Origin of the sequence: Pseudomonas sp. PA-4-8C, assembly GCF_021606625.1 — a bacterium.
In the GTDB taxonomy this organism is placed as follows: Bacteria; Pseudomonadota; Gammaproteobacteria; order Pseudomonadales; family Pseudomonadaceae; genus Aquipseudomonas; species Aquipseudomonas lactis.
This window is the reverse complement of sequence record NZ_WKCD01000102.1, coordinates 1-17433: the sequence shown is the minus strand read 5'-3', so window position 1 is coordinate 17433 and position 17433 is coordinate 1. Positions and strand designations below refer to the sequence as shown.

General features: G+C 61.1%; 19 protein-coding genes. 9 read left to right on the top strand and 10 right to left on the bottom strand.

Annotated features, from left to right (window positions below; genetic code table 11):
* Positions 1-93 precede the first annotated feature (93 nt).
* Positions 94-774: a leucyl/phenylalanyl-tRNA--protein transferase gene (gene aat, locus GIW04_RS16535; protein ID WP_003192086.1), complete on the bottom strand. Its 681-nt coding sequence runs from the start codon at positions 772-774 to the stop codon at positions 94-96.
* Between the two features lie 476 nt (positions 775-1250).
* Here aat and ftsK point away from each other — a divergent pair, with 476 nt between their 5' ends.
* Genes ftsK through cysG form a run of 6 tightly spaced genes read left to right on the top strand, consistent with a single transcriptional unit; the run spans position 1251 to position 8752 of the window.
* Positions 1251-3659 carry a DNA translocase FtsK gene (gene ftsK, locus GIW04_RS16530; RefSeq protein WP_003192084.1) on the top strand — a complete coding sequence of 803 codons (2409 nt, stop codon included), beginning with the start codon at positions 1251-1253 and terminating at the stop codon, positions 3657-3659.
* A 54-nt stretch (positions 3660-3713) separates the two neighbouring features.
* Positions 3714-4337 (top strand): outer membrane lipoprotein chaperone LolA, encoded by a 624-nt coding sequence (gene lolA, locus GIW04_RS16525; protein ID WP_003174700.1) that lies wholly within the window; start codon positions 3714-3716, stop codon positions 4335-4337.
* Between the two features lie 27 nt (positions 4338-4364).
* Entirely contained in the window at positions 4365-5690 is a 1326-nt protein-coding gene (locus tag GIW04_RS16520; RefSeq protein WP_003192082.1) for a replication-associated recombination protein A, read from the top strand.
* A complete protein-coding gene (crcB, locus tag GIW04_RS16515; protein ID WP_003192080.1) occupies positions 5687-6061 on the top strand; it encodes a fluoride efflux transporter CrcB in 375 nt (124 codons plus the stop codon). Before GIW04_RS16520 ends, crcB begins: the two co-directional genes overlap by 4 nt.
* A 15-nt stretch (positions 6062-6076) precedes the next feature.
* A complete protein-coding gene (serS, locus tag GIW04_RS16510) occupies positions 6077-7357 on the top strand; it encodes a serine--tRNA ligase (protein ID WP_047711147.1) in 1281 nt (426 codons plus the stop codon).
* Positions 7358-8752 (top strand): siroheme synthase CysG, encoded by a 1395-nt coding sequence (cysG, locus tag GIW04_RS16505; protein WP_003192077.1) that lies wholly within the window; start codon positions 7358-7360, stop codon positions 8750-8752.
* 123 nt (positions 8753-8875) lie between these two features.
* Here the strand turns inward: cysG and GIW04_RS16500 are convergent, their stop codons facing one another.
* The 6 genes from GIW04_RS16500 to tusD all read right to left on the bottom strand — a co-directional run bounded on the left by GIW04_RS16500 (position 8876) and on the right by tusD (position 12321).
* Positions 8876-9880 (bottom strand): glutathione S-transferase family protein, encoded by a 1005-nt coding sequence (locus tag GIW04_RS16500; protein ID WP_120249000.1) that lies wholly within the window; start codon positions 9878-9880, stop codon positions 8876-8878.
* 88 nt (positions 9881-9968) lie between these two features.
* Complete coding sequence (locus GIW04_RS16495) at positions 9969-10970, bottom strand: glycosyl transferase family protein (RefSeq protein ID WP_003192074.1); 1002 nt, start codon at positions 10968-10970, stop codon at positions 9969-9971.
* The gene (locus GIW04_RS16490; RefSeq protein ID WP_003192072.1) at positions 10967-11302 is read right to left on the bottom strand and encodes a TusE/DsrC/DsvC family sulfur relay protein; all 336 of its coding nucleotides are present in this window, start codon (positions 11300-11302) and stop codon (positions 10967-10969) included. The genes GIW04_RS16495 and GIW04_RS16490 overlap by 4 nt, the downstream gene beginning before the upstream one ends.
* Positions 11299-11577 carry a sulfurtransferase complex subunit TusB gene (gene tusB, locus GIW04_RS16485; protein ID WP_003192071.1) on the bottom strand — a complete coding sequence of 93 codons (279 nt, stop codon included), beginning with the start codon at positions 11575-11577 and terminating at the stop codon, positions 11299-11301. The genes GIW04_RS16490 and tusB overlap by 4 nt, the downstream gene beginning before the upstream one ends.
* Positions 11577-11927: a sulfurtransferase complex subunit TusC gene (gene tusC, locus GIW04_RS16480; protein WP_003192070.1), complete on the bottom strand. Its 351-nt coding sequence runs from the start codon at positions 11925-11927 to the stop codon at positions 11577-11579. Before tusC ends, tusB begins: the two co-directional genes overlap by 1 nt.
* A 1-nt stretch (position 11928) precedes the next feature.
* Positions 11929-12321, bottom strand: coding sequence for a sulfurtransferase complex subunit TusD (gene tusD / locus GIW04_RS16475; RefSeq protein ID WP_003192069.1), 393 nt, complete (start codon positions 12319-12321; stop codon positions 11929-11931).
* A gap of 157 nt (positions 12322-12478) precedes the next feature.
* Here tusD and GIW04_RS16470 point away from each other — a divergent pair, with 157 nt between their 5' ends.
* Positions 12479-13654, top strand: a complete 1176-nt coding sequence (locus GIW04_RS16470) for a CaiB/BaiF CoA transferase family protein (protein ID WP_236479062.1) — start codon at positions 12479-12481, stop codon at positions 13652-13654.
* Between the two features lie 94 nt (positions 13655-13748).
* Here the strand turns inward: GIW04_RS16470 and GIW04_RS16465 are convergent, their stop codons facing one another.
* On the bottom strand, positions 13749-14243 hold the full coding sequence (locus tag GIW04_RS16465) for a SprT family zinc-dependent metalloprotease (protein WP_003192067.1): 495 nt from the start codon (positions 14241-14243) through the stop codon (positions 13749-13751).
* Between the two features lie 128 nt (positions 14244-14371).
* Positions 14372-14974 (bottom strand): Yip1 family protein, encoded by a 603-nt coding sequence (locus tag GIW04_RS16460; protein ID WP_003192065.1) that lies wholly within the window; start codon positions 14972-14974, stop codon positions 14372-14374.
* A gap of 362 nt (positions 14975-15336) precedes the next feature.
* On the opposite strand from GIW04_RS16460, the gene ttcA reads away from it, so the two are divergent.
* Together ttcA and GIW04_RS16450 are read left to right on the top strand one after the other, a co-directional pair.
* Positions 15337-16161, top strand: coding sequence for a tRNA 2-thiocytidine(32) synthetase TtcA (ttcA, locus tag GIW04_RS16455; RefSeq protein ID WP_003192064.1), 825 nt, complete (start codon positions 15337-15339; stop codon positions 16159-16161).
* 67 nt (positions 16162-16228) lie between these two features.
* The gene (locus tag GIW04_RS16450; RefSeq protein ID WP_034127867.1) at positions 16229-16900 is read left to right on the top strand and encodes a DNA-3-methyladenine glycosylase I; all 672 of its coding nucleotides are present in this window, start codon (positions 16229-16231) and stop codon (positions 16898-16900) included.
* Between the two features lie 123 nt (positions 16901-17023).
* Here GIW04_RS16450 and GIW04_RS16445 read toward each other — a convergent pair whose 3' ends face one another.
* Positions 17024-17428 (bottom strand): DUF2069 domain-containing protein, encoded by a 405-nt coding sequence (locus GIW04_RS16445; protein WP_003192061.1) that lies wholly within the window; start codon positions 17426-17428, stop codon positions 17024-17026.
* Between the last annotated feature and the right edge of the window lie 5 nt (positions 17429-17433).

The window sequence follows — 17433 nt, the reverse complement described above, 5'->3', positions numbered from 1 at the left end:
GAGTGGCATAGAACTTCAAGCGCGCCAGCTCGGTCATGATCAACCCTCGGGATAAGCTTTGAAATAAGTGTAAGCCACGTGTGCGAAAGTCGCCTAGGAAACCCACGGCCCAGCGTTGGGTTGGTCCAGATGTTTGTGCAGGAAGTCGGCGAAGACGCTGCGCGGTATGCCGCGGGCACCCAGGCTGTGCAGGTGATCGTTGGGCATCTGGCAGTCGATCAGCACAAACCCCCAGGCTTGCAGTTGCCGGGTCAATGTGGCGAAACCGAATTTGGAGGCGTTGTCGGCGCGGCTGAACATGGACTCGCCAAAAAACAGCTGCCCCATCGCCAGGCCATACAGGCCGCCCACCAGTTCGCCCTGGTCCCAGACCTCGACGGAATGCGCGTAGCCTCGCTGGTGCAGCTCCAGGTAGGCCTGCTGGATGCCTTCGGTGATCCAGGTGCCATCGGCGTAGGCGCGGGGCGCGGCGCAGGCTTGGATGACGGCGGCGAAATCCTGGTCGAAGGTCACGGTATAGCGCTGCTGGCGCAATAATTTGCCCAGGCTGCGGGAAACATGCAGCTCGTCGGGGAATATCACTGTGCGCGGGTCGGGTGACCACCAGAGGATAGGCTGGCCTTCGGAGAACCAGGGGAAGCAGCCATGGCGGTAGGCCTGGATCAATCGTTCGGCCGACAGGTCGCCACCGGCGGCGAGCAGGCCGTTGGGTTCGCGCATGGCCTTGGCCAGGGGAGGGAACGTCAGGGTGTCGCGTTGTAACCAGGTCAGCATGGCATCCAGGCTTACGGTAGGGGAGGGGAGTGGCAGGTCATTCACCTGCGCCGCAAGCGTTGATTATTGACGACCCGGCGCCACGGGGCCAGCCCGAATAGGCTATTGACGTGGATTAGCATGAGTGGGTGTTTCTGCAACTCTATACACAGGGTGTGGTCGTAATCGGGCCTGGCACATGCCGGCCATTTGCCAAGCTTGCCTGGATTGCTAAATACAGCTCATAAGCCTTTGTCAGCAAAGACAATGCGTGCTCAAATTGTCCGCGCAGTCAGGTGAAGGGCAAGTGTGTGGCATCACGCACGCAAACCCGTACAATGCGGCCATTGTGGCGTTATCGCCATTTCACCTATCCGTCACCTGATGTTAAAAGTAGATTCAGCAACATTCGTTCATTTTTCAGCTGCTCCGGATAGAGCAGTCGTGTGTAGTCATTCAACAGATGGACGCGCTAAAGGCGCAGGAATAGACCCGTTTTGAAGAAATCCGCCGCAGCACCTAAAGCAGCAGTCGTACCGGCCTGGCGCCAGCACCTGCATTACCGACTCAAGGAAGGCGCACTGATTGCCATCGGTGCGCTGTGCCTGTTCCTGATGATGGCCTTGCTCACCTATGGCAAGGACGATCCGGGCTGGAGCCATAACAGCAAGATCGATGATGTGCAGAATTTCGGCGGCCCGGTAGGTTCCTACAGCGCCGATATCCTCTTCATGATCCTGGGTTACTTCGCCTACATTTTCCCGCTGTTGCTGGCTATCAAGACCTGGCAGATCTTCCGCCAGCGTCACGAGCCGTGGCAGTGGAGCGGCTGGCTGTTTTCCTGGCGCCTGATCGGCCTGGTGTTCCTGGTGCTGTCGGGCGCGGCGCTGGCGCATATCCACTTCCATGCACCGACCGGCTTGCCGGCGGGCGCAGGCGGGGCTCTGGGCGAAAGCCTTGGCGACCTGGCGCGCAGGACCCTGAATATCCAGGGCAGCACCCTGATGTTCATCGCGCTGTTCCTGTTCGGCCTCACGGTATTCACCGACCTGTCATGGTTCAAGGTGATGGACGTGACCGGCAAGATCACCCTCGACCTGTTCGAATTGTTCCAGGGCGCCGCCAACCGCTGGTGGGCCGCCCGTGTCGAGCGCAAGCAAATGGTGGCGCAGCTGCGTGAGGTTGACACCCGTGTCAACGAGGTGGTGGCTCCAAGCACGCCGGATCGACGCGAGCAAGCCAAGGTCAAGGAGCGCTTGATCGAGCGCGAGCAGGCCCTGAGCAAGCACATGTCGGACCGTGAAAAGCAGGTGCCGCCCGTGATCGCCCCGGCACCGCCCAAGGCGCCGGAGCCTAGCCATCGCGTGCAAAAAGAGAAGCAGGCACCGTTGTTTATCGACAGCGCTGTCGAAGGCACCTTGCCGCCGATCTCGATTCTGGACCCGGCCGAAAAGAAACAACTCAACTATTCCCCGGAATCCCTGGCGGCTGTCGGCCACCTGCTGGAAATCAAGCTCAAGGAATTCGGCGTTGAAGTGTCGGTGGACTCGATCCATCCGGGCCCGGTGATTACCCGTTACGAAATCCAACCGGCCGCCGGGGTAAAAGTCAGCCGCATTTCCAACCTGGCCAAAGACTTGGCGCGTTCCCTGGCGGTGACCAGCGTGCGTGTGGTGGAAGTGATCCCGGGCAAGACCACCGTGGGTATCGAGATCCCCAACGAAGACCGGCAGATCGTGCGCTTCTCCGAAGTGCTGTCGACCCCTGAATACGACAACTTCAAATCGCCGGTCACCCTGGCACTCGGCCATGACATCGGCGGCAAGCCGGTGATTACCGACCTGGCGAAAATGCCGCACCTGCTGGTAGCCGGTACTACCGGTTCCGGTAAGTCGGTGGGTGTGAACGCCATGATCCTGTCGATCCTGTTCAAGTCCGGGCCGGATGACGCCAAGCTGATCATGATCGACCCGAAGATGTTGGAACTGTCGATTTACGAAGGCATCCCGCACCTGCTATGCCCGGTGGTCACCGACATGAAGGACGCCGCCAACGCTCTGCGCTGGAGCGTTGCCGAGATGGAGCGCCGCTACAAGCTGATGGCGAAGATGGGCGTGCGTAACCTGTCGGGCTTCAACGCCAAGGTCAAGGAAGCCCAGGACGCCGGCACACCGCTGACCGACCCGCTGTACAAGCGCGAAAGCATTCACGATGAAGCACCGCTGCTGACCAAGCTGCCGACTATCGTGGTGGTGGTCGATGAATTTGCCGACATGATGATGATCGTCGGCAAGAAGGTTGAAGAGCTGATCGCCCGTATTGCCCAGAAGGCGCGGGCGGCGGGTATCCACTTGATCCTTGCGACCCAGCGGCCGTCGGTGGACGTGATCACCGGCCTGATCAAGGCCAACATTCCGACGCGCATGGCGTTCCAGGTCTCCAGCAAGATCGACTCGCGCACCATCATCGACCAGGGTGGCGCCGAGCAACTGCTGGGCCACGGTGACATGCTCTACATGCCGCCGGGCACCAGCCTGCCGATTCGCGTTCACGGTGCCTTTGTTTCCGATGACGAAGTCCACCGTGTGGTCGAAGCCTGGAAACTGCGTGGCGCGCCGGAATATAACGACGACATTCTCGCTGGCGTGGAAGAGGCCGGCAGCGGCTTCGACGGTGGCAGCAGCGGTGGCGACGATGATGCTGAAACCGACGCACTCTACGACGAAGCCGTGGCCTTCGTACTGGAAAGCCGCCGCGCCTCGATTTCGGCGGTGCAGCGCAAGCTGAAAATCGGCTACAACCGCGCCGCCCGCATGATCGAAGCCATGGAAATGGCCGGCGTCGTGACCGCAATGAACACCAATGGCTCGCGTGAAGTCATCGCCCCCGGGCAGATGCGCGACTGATTCCGCGCCGCGTGGCAACACGCGGCGTGCCCTGACTACTCAATGAGGACTCCCATGCGCTTTATCCGCATGCTGTTGTTGCCGGCCCTGGCCCTGACCGCTGTTTCGGCTCACGCTGACCCGGCCTCCGTCGCCAGCCTGAAGAACCTGTTGGACAAATCCCAGACCCTCACCGCGCGCTTCTCCCAGCTGACCCTGGATGCCGGCGGCACCCAGTTGCAGGAAACCGCCGGTGAAATGGCCGTGCAGCGCCCAGGGCTGTTCTACTGGCATACCGAAGGCAAGGCGGAGCAGACCATCGTTTCCGACGGCCAGAAAGTCACGCTGTGGGACCCGGACCTGGAACAGGCCACCATCAAGAAGCTCGATCCGCGCCTGAACCAGACCCCGGCGCTGTTGTTGTCGGGTGATGTGTCGAAAATCAACGACAGCTTCGACATCACCTCCAAGCAGACCAGCAACGTCATCGAGTTCACCCTCAAGCCAAAATCCAAGGACACGCTGTTTGACACGCTGTCCCTGTCGTTCGGCAACGGCGTGATCAACAACATGCGCCTGGTCGATAGCGTCGGCCAGCGCACCGATATCCTGTTCTCCGGGGTCAAGGCTAACCAGCCGGTGCCCGCGTCCAAGTTCAAGTTCGACATCCCCAAGGGTGCCGACGTGATCCAGGAATAAACTGCCCAGAGGTTTCAAACGCTGCCCATGGATCTGTTTCGAAGTGACCCGATTGCCCAGCCATTGGCCGCGCGCTTGCGTTCGACCAATCTGGATGAGTACGTCGGTCAGGAACACCTGCTCGCTCGGGGCAAGCCCTTGCGTGAAGCCCTGGAGCAGGGTGCGCTGCATTCGATGATTTTCTGGGGCCCGCCGGGCGTGGGCAAGACCACCCTGGCGCGGTTGCTGGCGAAAGTCTCGGATGCGCACTTTGAAACGGTCTCGGCGGTGCTCGCCGGGGTCAAGGAGATCCGCCAGGCGGTGGAAGTCGCCAAGCAGCAGGCCGGGCAGTACGGCAAGCGCACTATCCTGTTCGTCGACGAAGTGCATCGCTTCAACAAGTCGCAGCAGGATGCGTTCCTGCCCTACGTCGAGGACGGTACGCTGATCTTTATCGGCGCCACCACCGAAAACCCGTCCTTTGAATTGAACAACGCCTTGTTATCACGGGCGCGGGTCTATGTGCTCAAGAGCCTGGATGAAGCGGCGATGCGAAAGCTGCTGCACCGTGCCTTGAGCGAAGACAAGGGCCTGGGCAAGCGCCAGCTGAGCCTCAGCGATGAAGGCTTCAAGATTTTACTGACCGCCGCCGATGGTGACGGGCGTCGCTTTCTCAACCTGCTGGAGAACGCCTCCGACCTGGCCGAAGACGGCGGCGAGATTGGCGTCGACCTGTTGCAAAGCCTGCTCGGTGACACACGCCGGCGTTTCGACAAGGGCGGCGAAGCCTTCTATGACCAGATTTCCGCGCTGCACAAGTCTGTACGCGGCTCCAACCCTGACGGCGCGCTGTACTGGTTTGCGCGCATGATCGATGGCGGTTGCGACCCGCTGTACCTGGCGCGTCGTGTAGTGCGCATGGCCAGCGAAGACATCGGCAATGCCGACCCGCGCGCCCTGAGCCTGTGCCTGGCCGCCTGGGAGGTGCAGGAGCGCCTGGGCAGCCCGGAAGGCGAGCTGGCGGTGGCCCAGGCCATCACCTACCTGGCCTGCGCGCCGAAAAGCAACGCGGTGTATATGGGCTTCAAGTCGGCCCTGCGTGCGGCCGCCGAACATGGCTCCCTCGAAGTGCCGCTGCACCTGCGCAACGCGCCGACCAAGTTGATGAAGCAACTGGGGTATGGCGACGAATACCGTTATGCCCACGATGAGCCGGACGCCTATGCGGCCGGCGAAGACTACTTCCCCGATGAGCTTGAACCGCAGCCGTTCTATCAGCCAGTGCCCCGTGGCCTGGAGCTGAAGATCGGTGAGAAGCTCAATCATCTGGCCGCCCTCGACCGTCTGAGCCCCCGGCAGCGGAGAAAATCATGATTCCTTTGGTGGTCGCCGTCTCGGCCGGAGGTATCGCCGGTACACTGCTGCGCTTTGCTACCGGCAATTGGATCAATGCCAATTGGCCGAAACACTTCTATACGGCGACGCTCGCCGTTAATATCGTGGGCTGCCTGTTGATCGGCGTGTTATACGGCCTGTTTTTGTTACGCCCGGAAGTGCCTGTCGAGGTACGTGCCGGCCTGATGGTTGGCTTTCTTGGCGGCCTGACGACTTTTTCATCCTTTTCACTGGATACCGTGCGCCTGCTGGAAAGCGGGCAAGTGCCGCTGGCGATTGGCTATGCGGCCATCAGCGTATTCGGCGGGCTGCTCGCCACCTGGGCTGGCCTGTCCTTGACCAAACTTTGATAACGAGAGACCGACATGCTCGATTCCAAACTGTTACGTAGCAACCTTCAGGACGTAGCGGACCGCCTGGCATCCCGTGGCTTTGCCTTGGATGTTGCGCGCATCGAAGCGCTGGAAGAACAGCGCAAGACCGTCCAGACCCGCACCGAAGCACTGCAGGCTGAACGTAATGCGCGCTCCAAGTCCATCGGCCAGGCCAAGCAGCGCGGCGAAGACATCGCGCCGTTGATGGCGGATGTCGAGCGCATGGGCACTGAGCTGTCCGACGGCAAAATCGAGCTGGAAGGCATTCAGACCCAATTGGATTCGATCCTGCTGGGCATTCCGAACCTGCCCCACGAATCCGTCCCGGTCGGCGAAGACGAAGACGGCAACGTCGAAGTGCGCCGCTGGGGCACGCCGAAAACCTTCGATTTCGAGATCAAGGACCACGTCGCCCTGGGCGAATTGACTGGTGGCCTGGATTTTGAAACCGCGGCAAAAATGTCCGGCGCACGCTTTGCCTTGCTGCGCGGCCCGATTGCGCGCATGCACCGTGCCCTGGCGCAGTTCATGATCAACCTGCACACCGGCGAACACGGTTACGAGGAAGCCTACACCCCGTACCTGGTTCAGGCGCCGGCGTTGATGGGCACCAGCCAACTGCCGAAATTCGAAGAAGACCTGTTCAAGATCAGCCGCGACGGCGAAGCCGACCTGTACCTGATCCCGACGGCCGAAGTGTCGCTGACCAATATCGTCGCCGGCGAAATCCTCGACGCCAAGCAACTGCCGTTGAAGCTGGTGGCCCACAGCCCGTGCTTCCGTAGCGAAGCCGGCGCGTCGGGGCGCGATACCCGTGGCATGATCCGCCAGCATCAGTTCGACAAGGTTGAGATGGTGCAGGTAGTAGAGCCGTCGACCTCCATGGATGCCCTGGAAGGCCTGACTGCCAACGCCGAGCGCGTGTTGCAGCTGTTGGAGCTGCCTTACCGTGTACTGGCCCTGTGTACGGGCGACATGGGCTTCAGCGCCGTGAAAACCTACGACCTGGAAGTGTGGGTGCCGAGCCAGGACAAATACCGCGAGATTTCGTCGTGCTCCAACTGCGGTGACTTCCAGGCCCGTCGCATGCAGGCGCGTTTCCGCAACCCGGAAACCGGCAAGCCGGAGCTGGTGCACACCCTCAACGGTTCGGGCCTGGCCGTAGGCCGTACCCTGGTGGCCGTGCTGGAAAACTACCAGCAGGCCGACGGTTCGATCCGTGTACCTGAGGTGCTCAAGCCGTACATGGCGGGCGTTGAGGTCATCCGCTAAATGGAATTTCTGCCGCTGTTTCATAACCTGCGCGGCAGTCGTGTGTTGGTCGTCGGTGGTGGGGAGATTGCCTTGCGCAAATCCCGACTGCTGGCCGACGCCGGCGCGGTGTTGCGGGTGGTTGCTCCCCAGATCGAAAGCCAGCTGCGTGAGCTGGTGCTGGGCAGTGGCGGGGAATTGATGTTGCGCGGTTATCAGGAGGCCGACCTGGACGGTTGCACCCTGATTATCGCGGCCACCGACGATGAGCCACTGAATGCGCAGGTGTCCAGTGATGCCAAGCGTCGCTGCGTGCCGGTCAATGTGGTGGACGCGCCAGCGTTGTGCAGCGTGATCTTCCCGGCGATTGTCGACCGTTCACCCTTGGTGATTGCCGTCTCCAGCGGCGGTGACGCGCCGGTACTGGCACGCCTGATCCGTGCCAAGCTGGAAACCTGGATACCTTCCACCTACGGCCAACTGGCCGGTTTGGCGGCGCGTTTTCGCGCCCAGGTCAAAGGTTTGTACCCGGATGTGCAGCAGCGTCGCGCGTTCTGGGAAGAAGTGTTCCAGGGCCCGATTGCCGACCGCCAGTTGGCCGGGCAGGGCGAGGAGGCCGAGCGCCTGTTGATCGAAAAGGTCAATGGCGCGCCGCCTTATGCGCCCGGCGAGGTGTACTTGGTGGGCGCGGGCCCAGGTGACCCGGATTTGCTGACCTTCCGTGCACTGCGCCTGATGCAGCAAGCCGATGTGGTGCTGTACGACCGTTTGGTGGCGCCGGCGATTTTGGAACTGTGCCGTCGTGATGCCGAGCGCGTGTACGTCGGTAAGCGTCGCGCCGATCACGCCGTGCCCCAGGACCAGATCAACCAGCAACTGGTCGACCTGGCCAAACAAGGCAAGCGCGTGCTGCGCCTTAAAGGTGGCGATCCGTTCATCTTTGGCCGTGGTGGCGAAGAGATTGAGGAATTAGCGGCCCACGGCATCCCGTTCCAGGTGGTGCCGGGTATCACGGCAGCCAGTGGTTGCGCGGCTTATGCCGGGATTCCGCTGACGCATCGCGACTATGCCCAATCGGTGCGCTTCATCACCGGCCACCTGAAGAACAATACCTCGGATCTGCCCTGGCAGGACCTGGTCGGGCCGTCGCAGACCCTGGTGTTCTACATGGGCCTGATTGGCTTGCCGATTATTTGCGAGCAGTTGATCAAGCACGGGCGTGCAGCCGATACCCCAGCGGCGTTGATCCAGCAGGGCACCACGTCCAACCAGCGCGTGTTCACCGGCACCCTGGCCGACCTGCCGCGCATGGTGGCGGAGCATGAAGTGCACGCGCCGACATTGGTGATCGTGGGTGAGGTGGTGGTACTGCGTGAAAAGCTCAAGTGGTTCGAGGGCGCCCAGTCCCAGGTCTGAACGACTGACCCACTGTAGGAGCGAGCTTGCTCGCGAAAAACTCAAGGACGCCAAGGGCTACCTGATAGCCGCGTTATCGTTGGCGTTCTTCGCGAGCAAGCTCGCTCCTACAGGCGGTTTATGTCAGCTCCATACACCTTTGCCGTGCAATGCATGGCGATCATGCTCGGTATCAAACCCCTGCAACGGCCCCTTCGGCACAATCCCCGTCGGGTTGATCGTGCGATGGCTGGCATAGTAATGCCCCTTGATATGCTCGAAATCCACCGTCTCGGCCACCCCTGGCCACTGATACATCTCCCTTAGCCAGTTCGACAAATTCGCATAGTCGGCAATCCGCCGCAGGTTGCATTTGAAGTGGCTGTAATACACCGCATCAAAACGAATCAGCGTGGTGAACAGCCGCACATCGGCTTCGGTCAGGTACTCGCCGGCCAAATAACGATGGCTGCCCAGGTGCTGTTCCAGATGATCCAATTCGGCAAACACATCATCAAACGCGCTTTCATACGCCTGTTGTGAGGTGGCGAAGCCTGCGCGGTACACGCCGTTGTTGACGGCGGGGTAGATGCGTTCGTTGAGGGCGTCGATGGTCGGGCGTAGGGCTTGGGGGTAGAAATCCAGGGTATTGCCGGTCAGCTCATTGAACGCACTGTTAAACATGCGGATGATCTCCGCCGATTCATTGCTGACGATGCGCTTGAGCTTTTTGTCCCACAGCACCGGCACGGTGACGCGCCCGGTGTAGTCGGCGGTATCGGCGGTATCGGCGGTGTAGCGTTGGTGCATGAAGTTGAAATCGTCCAGTTTGTCGCCGCTGGAGCCGTGGGCCTGGTCGAAGGTCCAGCCGTTTTCCAGCATCAGCCAACTGACCACCGAGACGTCGATCAGGCTTTCCAGGCCCTTGAGCTTGCGCAGGATCAAGGTGCGGTGCGCCCACGGGCAGGCGAGAGACACATAGAGGTGATAGCGACCGGCCTCGGCCTTGAAGCCGCCTTCGCCGCTCGGGCCTGGCGCGCCATCGGCGGTCACCCAGTTGCGGCGTTGCGCCTGTTCCCGTTGGAAAGCGCCGTCTGCGCTACTTTCGTACCACTGGTCTTTCCATTGTCCTTCGATCAATAAACCCATGACTGGCTCCTTGGCTGATAAGCGTTGGAGCCCAGTCTAAAGAGATGAGTTCGAACTAAAAGCGCAAAGAACCGGCGTGAATGATCGATTAAATCGATTTATCCCGCGCGTCCCAGTACTGCTGGGCCAATTCGAACGCCTGTTGCCGTGGGTGGCCAAGGCCGCGCAGGGCCAACGCCATGGTGGCGATCAACGCCAGTTGTGGGTAGCTGTCTTCAGCGTCGCCGCGCCACAGCGCTTTGAGGTGCTCGGGCTCAAGCGTTGCCGGCTTGACGTGGCGCTGGTCGGAGAGGGCGGGCCACTCTTCGTCCCAACTCTGGCCGCCAGTGGTGCCGTACAAGTGACTCAGGGTGTCGGGGTTGATCTCGATCTCACCGCCGTCGCCCTTGACCACAATCACGTTGTCACCCAGCAGGCCGCTGGCATCACGATGCACGCCCTGGTAACCGGGGTGGAAAATGCTTTGCAGGCCACAGCGGGCATTCAGTGGGTTGAGCAGGCGCGCCAAGGAATGGATAGGCGAACGCAGGCCCAGGGTGTTACGCAGGTCGATCATGCGTTGCAACTGTGGCGCCCAATCACCCAGCGGGATAAACGCCAGGTTGCCGTGGGCAAAGGCGCTCTCGACCTGTTGCCAATCGCGGCACAGCGGGATGTTCAAGCTGTCCAGCAATTGTTCGGTGTACAAGCGCCCCGCGGTGTGGGCGCCGCCGCCGTGCATCAGGATGCGCACGCCGTTCTGTGCCAGGCATTTGGCTGCCAGCAGGAACCACGGCAGGTGGCGCTTTTTACCGGCGTAGGTCGGCCAGTCGATATCGACGTTCAGCGCTGGCGCGTGCAGGCGCTCACGTACGGCTTCGGTGAAACCGGCGAGTTCTTCCGGGCTTTCTTCCTTGTGGCGCAGCAGCATCAGGAAGGCGCCGAGCTGGGTGTCCTCGACCTTTTCATCGAGCAGCATGCCCATGGCTTCCCGCGCTTCCTCGCGGGTGAGGTTGCGCGCGCCACGCTTGCCTTTGCCGAGGATGCGCACGAATTGTGCAAAGGGATGCTCTTGGGGCGTTACGAGAGTCAGGGGGGCAAAGTCGGTCATAAGCAATTCGTCGGCCTGGGCAGGCCCGCCAGCTTGGCGGCGAGTTTGGCGGGAGTGCCGTTGAACAATCTGTTGAGGTGCAGGCTGTTGCCCTTTTCCGGGCCAAGCTTCAAGGCGGTGTACTTGATCAGCGGGCGCGTGGCGGGAGACAACTGGAATTCGGCGTAGAACTGGCGCAGCAGGTCGAGGATTTCCCGGTGATCCGGGGTCAGCTCGATGGCTTCGGCGGTGGCCAGGGCATGCGCCACTTCATCGGACCAGTCGTTGAGGTCGACGAGGTAGCCGTCCTTATCCAGTTCCAGGGTGCGTGCGCCTACGGTCAGGGTGTTCATAGCCAGGTGTTGACCTTGTCGTAGTCGATCGACAGCTGCACGAAGCCTGGGTAATCGACGCTGTCAGCCCAGTCGGGCAGCGGCAGGTTACGCGCCTGCATGTCTTCGGCCAGCACAAACACCTTTACGCCTCTGGTTTGCAGGGCGGGCGTGTGCAGGCCGTAGGCTCCGTCACCACACAAGAGGATTGCGTCTTCGGCGCCACAGAGGCGCAGGCAGCTGTCGAGGCGGCTGTCAGTAAACGGGGAATGAGACACCACATGTAGAGTCGACATCAGAGGGTAATCACCTGGTCGTAACGGTCAATCAACTGGGAAATGGCTTGGCTGTCGAGCGCCTGCGCATTGGCGGGCGGCGGCAGCCCGCGTGCGGACAGGCTGTGGTCGCAGGCGAACACGTCGTCAATGCCGAACAGACCCAGGGCCTGCAGATTGGCACTCAGGTCTTTCTGTTGCACGGCTTTGGCAGCTTGGTTCGGCGCCAGTTGGAACACACCGTCATCCAGGAACAGCAGGCCAATGGGCAGATCGAAAGCGCCACCGGCCAGCACGATATCCAGCGCTTCCCGCGCACTCGGCCCGGACCACGGGGCCTGGCGGCTGATCACCAATAAGGATTTGGACATGTCACGGCCCTCCAAAACAGATCAGGCGGTCGGCGTCCTGGATCGCGTCATGCAATTGCCCCAGGCCCGACAACGCCCAGGGGGCTTCCAGGTTGACCGCGCTGCGTTGATAGCGCGCAGCTTCCTCGGCATTCAGCACACCCCGGCGCAGGGCGGCGGCGATGCACACCACGCCGTCGAGTTGGTGCTGGCTGACAAATTCGCGCCATTGGCGCGCAATGTCTTGCTCATCCTGGGGCGCGACAATGTTGTTGGACGCGCTGTACACGCCGTCCTGGTAGAAAAACAGCCGCACAATCTCATGCCCGCCGGCCAGCGCCGCCTGTGCGAACAACAGGGCGCGGCGCGAAGAGGGCGCGTGGGCGGCGCTATACAGTGCAATCGCGAACTTCATGGAAGACTCTGCCAACAAACGTCGGCCAATGATAAAGCCGCCGCCGCGAAAAAGCCCGCCGTGATCAAAACGGTCACTGTTGTTGATCGTTCTGACGATTGCCGGCAGGCGCCCGGCTGCCTAGTCTGTGGGTATTCGCAACCCAACTGGAGTCTCTATGTCAGGTCCCTTGGCGTCCCTCAAAGTGTTGGATTTTTCCACCTTGCTGCCTGGCCCATTTGCCTCCTTGATGCTGGCGGACATGGGCGCCGAGGTGCTGCGCATCGAATCGCCCACGCGGATGGACCTGTTGCGTGTATTGCCGCCCCATGATCGTGGCACCTCGGCCAGCCACGCCTACCTCAACCGCAACAAACGCAGCCTGGCCCTGGACCTCAAGCAGGCCGAGGCGCTGGAGATCGTGCGTGAGTTGGTCAAGGGCTATGACATCTTGCTCGAACAGTTCCGCCCCGACGTCATGGAGCGTCTGGGCCTGGGCTATGAGGCGCTGAAGGCGATCAACCCGCGGCTGATCTACGTGTCGATCACCGGCTACGGTCAGACCGGCCCCTATAAGGACCGCGCCGGGCACGATATCAACTACCTGGCGTTGGCCGGCGTGGCCAGCCATACCGGGCGCCAGGACACCGGCCCATTACCGCTGGGCGTACAACTGGCGGATGTGGCGGGCGGTTCGCTGCATGCCGTGGTGGGCTTGCTGGCGGCGGTGATTGCCAGGCAGCAAAGCGGGGTGGGGCAATACCTGGATGTGAGCATGACCGATTGCTCGTTCAGCCTGAACGCCATGGCTGGGGCCGGTTACCTGGCTTGCGGGGTCGAGCCTGGGTGGGAGAACCATGTGCTCAATGGCGGGGGTTTCTACGACTACTACCGCACACGCGATGGGCGCTGGATGTCGGTGGGCAGTCTGGAGCCGGGGTTTATGCAGCAGCTGTGCGAGGCATTGGGGCGGCCGGAACTGGCGGCACACAGCGTGACGCCCGAACGCCAGGCCGTGCTCAAACAGGCGTTGCAGGTGGAGTTCGAGAAGCGCAGTTTTGACCAGTTGTGTGAGTTGTTTGCCGGGGTGGATGCGTGTGTGGAGCCGGTGTTGAGTTTGAGTGAGGCGGTGGAGCATCCACAGTTGAAGGCGCGGGAGCTGGTCAGCCAGGTGCCCCGGGGGGATGGCTCGACACAAGCGCAATTGGCCTGCCCGCTGAAGTTCTCCGAGGGTTTACCAGCGCCCAGGCATATTGGGGTGGCGGTGGGGGCGCACAGTGATGAGGTGTTGGTGGAGTTGGGGATCAGTGCTCAGCGGATAGATGAATTGCGCCAGGCCAAGGTTGTAGGTTGACTGAGCGGGCGCTTTCGCAGGCAAGCCAGCTCCCACATTTTGGATTGCGCTCACAGATCCAAATGTGGGAGCTGGCTTGCCTGCGATGAGGCCCTCATTCCACCCGAGTTTCCCCGGTGAACACCAAGGTCTGCCGACACCGCCGACACAAATACCGCCGCCCCTGATTCACCAGCCCATGGCGCTGCGGTGAAAACGGAAAATCACTGTCCGCACACGGGCAGCGGTAAATATAGCGAGTCACCTGTCGGCGCTTGACCTCGTAGGTATGGCAACGGTCGGGCGGCAGTTCGTAAACCCCGCGCATGATCAGCTGCCATTCCTCGCCATGGGGCTGGATACGCTCGCCAAACAACTGGTGGGCAATCAGGTGCGCCACTTCGTGGGCCACGGTCTGCTTGAGAAAGTGTTGGCTGTTTTCACGGTACAACTGAGGGTTGAAGCGCAGCAGGTTCTCGTGCAAATGCGCGACACCGGCCTTCTGGCCCCGCAGCTTGAGGCTGACCTGGGGGCGTTTGAAGCTTCGTTTGAAAAAGGATTCGGCTTGCAGGAAACAATCTTCGACGCGGGTATTGAGTTGCTCGGGCATGCTGTACATATCTCCAGAGACGCCCAGTATGCCGCAAAGCTGGGTGTTTCCGAATCTGTCAGGCGCCGAATGGTCATGCATAACGCACAAAGCCACCTTGCGGTGGCCTTGCCTGCGGTTTTTTTCGGTCAACTGGTGTAGATCGGCCCGACGCCCAGGCCCCAGACGATCACGGTAAAGGCCATGATCGCTACCAGCACCACCAGGCCGACGGCCAATACCGAGCTGGAAAACAGGAAGCCTTCATCCGGGTCGATACTCATGAAGGTTGGCAGCCCCACATACAGCAGGTACACCGTGTAGCAGATCGCCGCCGTGCCCACCACCATGCCCAGCCACATATGCGGGTAGAGCGCCGCCAGCCCGCCGATAAACAAGGGTGTGGCGGTGTAAGTGGCAAACGCCACGCAGCGGGCCATGCTTGGGCTGGCGTCGTAGGTGCGGGCCATCCAGTGAATGAACGCGCCCATCACCGCCACGCCGCACAGCATGGCCGCGTAAGACATGAGAGTCATCCACAGCGCGCTTTCCTGGGTCAGCATCACCGGGGCGCGGTTGCCGATGACCCAGCCGACCTGGGTGGTACCAATAAAGGCGGAAATGGCGGGGATCGCCGCGAGAATCAGGGTATGAGTGAGGTACATGTGGCCGATGCTTTCTTCTTTATCGCCACGGATTTCCCGCCATTCCTGGTCGGGATGGGTAAACAGCCCCACGACGTGATGGATCATGCCAGTCACTCCTGTCGTTATTACCATCGCCCCCCATCGGAGCGCCCACGGGCCAAATGGCCTGAAAGGTCTGGATAGATGTGCGACCTCAAGTCGCAGTATAGGAAGGGATGACCGGAATAACCGTAGGGCCTTTAGAGCAAATTGCGCTGTAAACACGGGCGCTAATCGCGGTGCGGTCTGTCAGGGCTCATGCGATCCAGTGTGGGAGCTGGCTTGCCTGCGATGGCGGCCTGTCAGGACCGCAGGTGTTGACTGGCACACCGCTATCGCAGGCAAGCCAGCTTCCACATTGGAACTGCGCCAGTCTTGCCGGTAAAATGCTGCGCTTTTCGTCACACACCTTTGCGGATCCAAGCGCCATGGGCACTCTTACAGTCAACCAGAACAAACTGCAAAAACGCCTGCGTCGCCTGGCCGGTGAAGCAGTCGCCGATTTCAACATGATCGAGGACGGCGACAAGGTCATGGTCTGCCTCTCCGGCGGCAAAGACAGCTACACCATGCTCGACGTGTTGCTGCACCTGCAAAAGGTCGCACCGATCAAGTTCGAGATCGTGGCGGTCAACATGGACCAGAAGCAACCCGGTTTCCCCGAGCATGTGCTGCCGGCCTACCTGAAAGAACTGGGCGTCGAGTACCACATCGTCGAGAAAGACACTTACTCGGTGGTCAAGGAACTGATCCCGGAAGGCAAGACCACCTGCTCACTGTGCTCGCGCCTGCGCCGTGGCACGCTCTACACCTTTGCCGATGAGATCGGCGCGACCAAGATGGCCCTGGGTCATCACCGCGATGACATCGTCGAGACCTTCTTCCTCAATATGTTCTTCAACGGCTCGCTCAAGGCCATGCCGCCCAAGCTGCGTGCCGATGACGGGCGCAACGTGGTGATCCGCCCGCTGGCGTATTGCAACGAGAAGGACATCCAGGCTTACTCCGACTTCAAGCAATTCCCGATCATTCCGTGCAATCTGTGCGGCTCCCAGGAAAACCTGCAGCGCCAGGTGGTCAAGGACATGCTGGTGGATTGGGAGCGCAAGACCCCAGGGCGTACCGAAAGTATCTTCCGCAGCCTGCAAAACGTGATCCCGTCACAATTGGCCGACCGCAACCTGTTCGACTTCACCAGCCTGAAAATCGACGAGACCGCCGCATCGCGTTTTGTCAATGTAGTGAACCTCTGAGTCTTCCCAAGGCTCTAGTACACGGCGCTTGCGAGCGCCGTTTTCAATTCGACTGACAGGAGAGGGCATGCGCGATTACAAGTGGCTGCACGAATATTGTCTGAACCGCTTCGGTTCGGCGGCCAAGCTGGAAGCCCATCTGCCGGTGCCCAAGACCCCGGCGCAATTGCGCAAGATCACCGATGACCGTTACCTGTCGACCTTGGCGCTGCGAGTGTTCCGCGCCGGTTTGAAGCACAGCGTGGTCGATGCCAAATGGCCGGCGTTCGAGCAGGTATTCTTCGGCTTCGACCCGGAAAAAGTCGTGCTGATGGGCGCCGAGCACCTGGAACGGCTGATGCAGGACACCCGCATCATCCGCCACCTGGGCAAGCTCAAGAGTGTGCCGCGCAATGCGCAGATGATCCTGGATATCGAGCAGGAAAAAGGCAGCTTCGGCGCATTTATCGCCGATTGGCCGGTGACTGATATTGTCGGGCTGTGGAAGTACCTGAGCAAGCATGGCCACCAGCTGGGCGGGCTGTCGGCGCCGCGCTTTTTGCGCATGGTCGGCAAGGACACCTTTGTGCCAAGCGATGACGTGGTGGCGGCGCTGAATGCGCAGAAGATCGTCGACAAGGCCCCGACCAGCCTGCGCGATTTGGCGACGGTGCAGGGTGCCTTCAACCAGTGGCACGCCGAGAGTGGGCGGCCGATGTGTCAGCTGTCGATGATGTTGGCCTACACCGTCAACCATTGATACTGATCGTTCCCACGCTCCGCGTGGGAATGCATCCTGTGACGCTCCGCGTCACCCTTGCACTAGGCCCGGGACGCAGAGCGTCCTGGGCAGCATTCCCACGCGGAGCGTGGGAACGATCAGTCAATCGGCCAGTCGCCGGTTCAACTGATGCCGCCAACGCACATACAGCAATGCCGTGCAAAACACCGCCAGGCTAGCGAGCATTTCCAGCACCCCAAACCACTGGCGGTTCGGGTCATACGCGGCCAGCGCGCCCTTGATGAAATACAGGTTCACCACAAAACACATCCACGAATGCCCGCGTGCGCTGCCCATCAGCATGCCTGGGGCGAGTATCAGCAGCGGTACCAGTTCGATCAGCAGGATGACCCACGGGCGCGCCCCATGCAGGTCGGCGACAAACAGGTAATAGCCACACAGCAAGCCCACCAGGCCCAAAAACGCCAGCAGGCTCAGCGCGCGTGCCACCTTGACCCGCGGCTCCAGCCACTCCCGTGGCGGCAGGACCTTAGGCTTCCTGGCCACGGCCG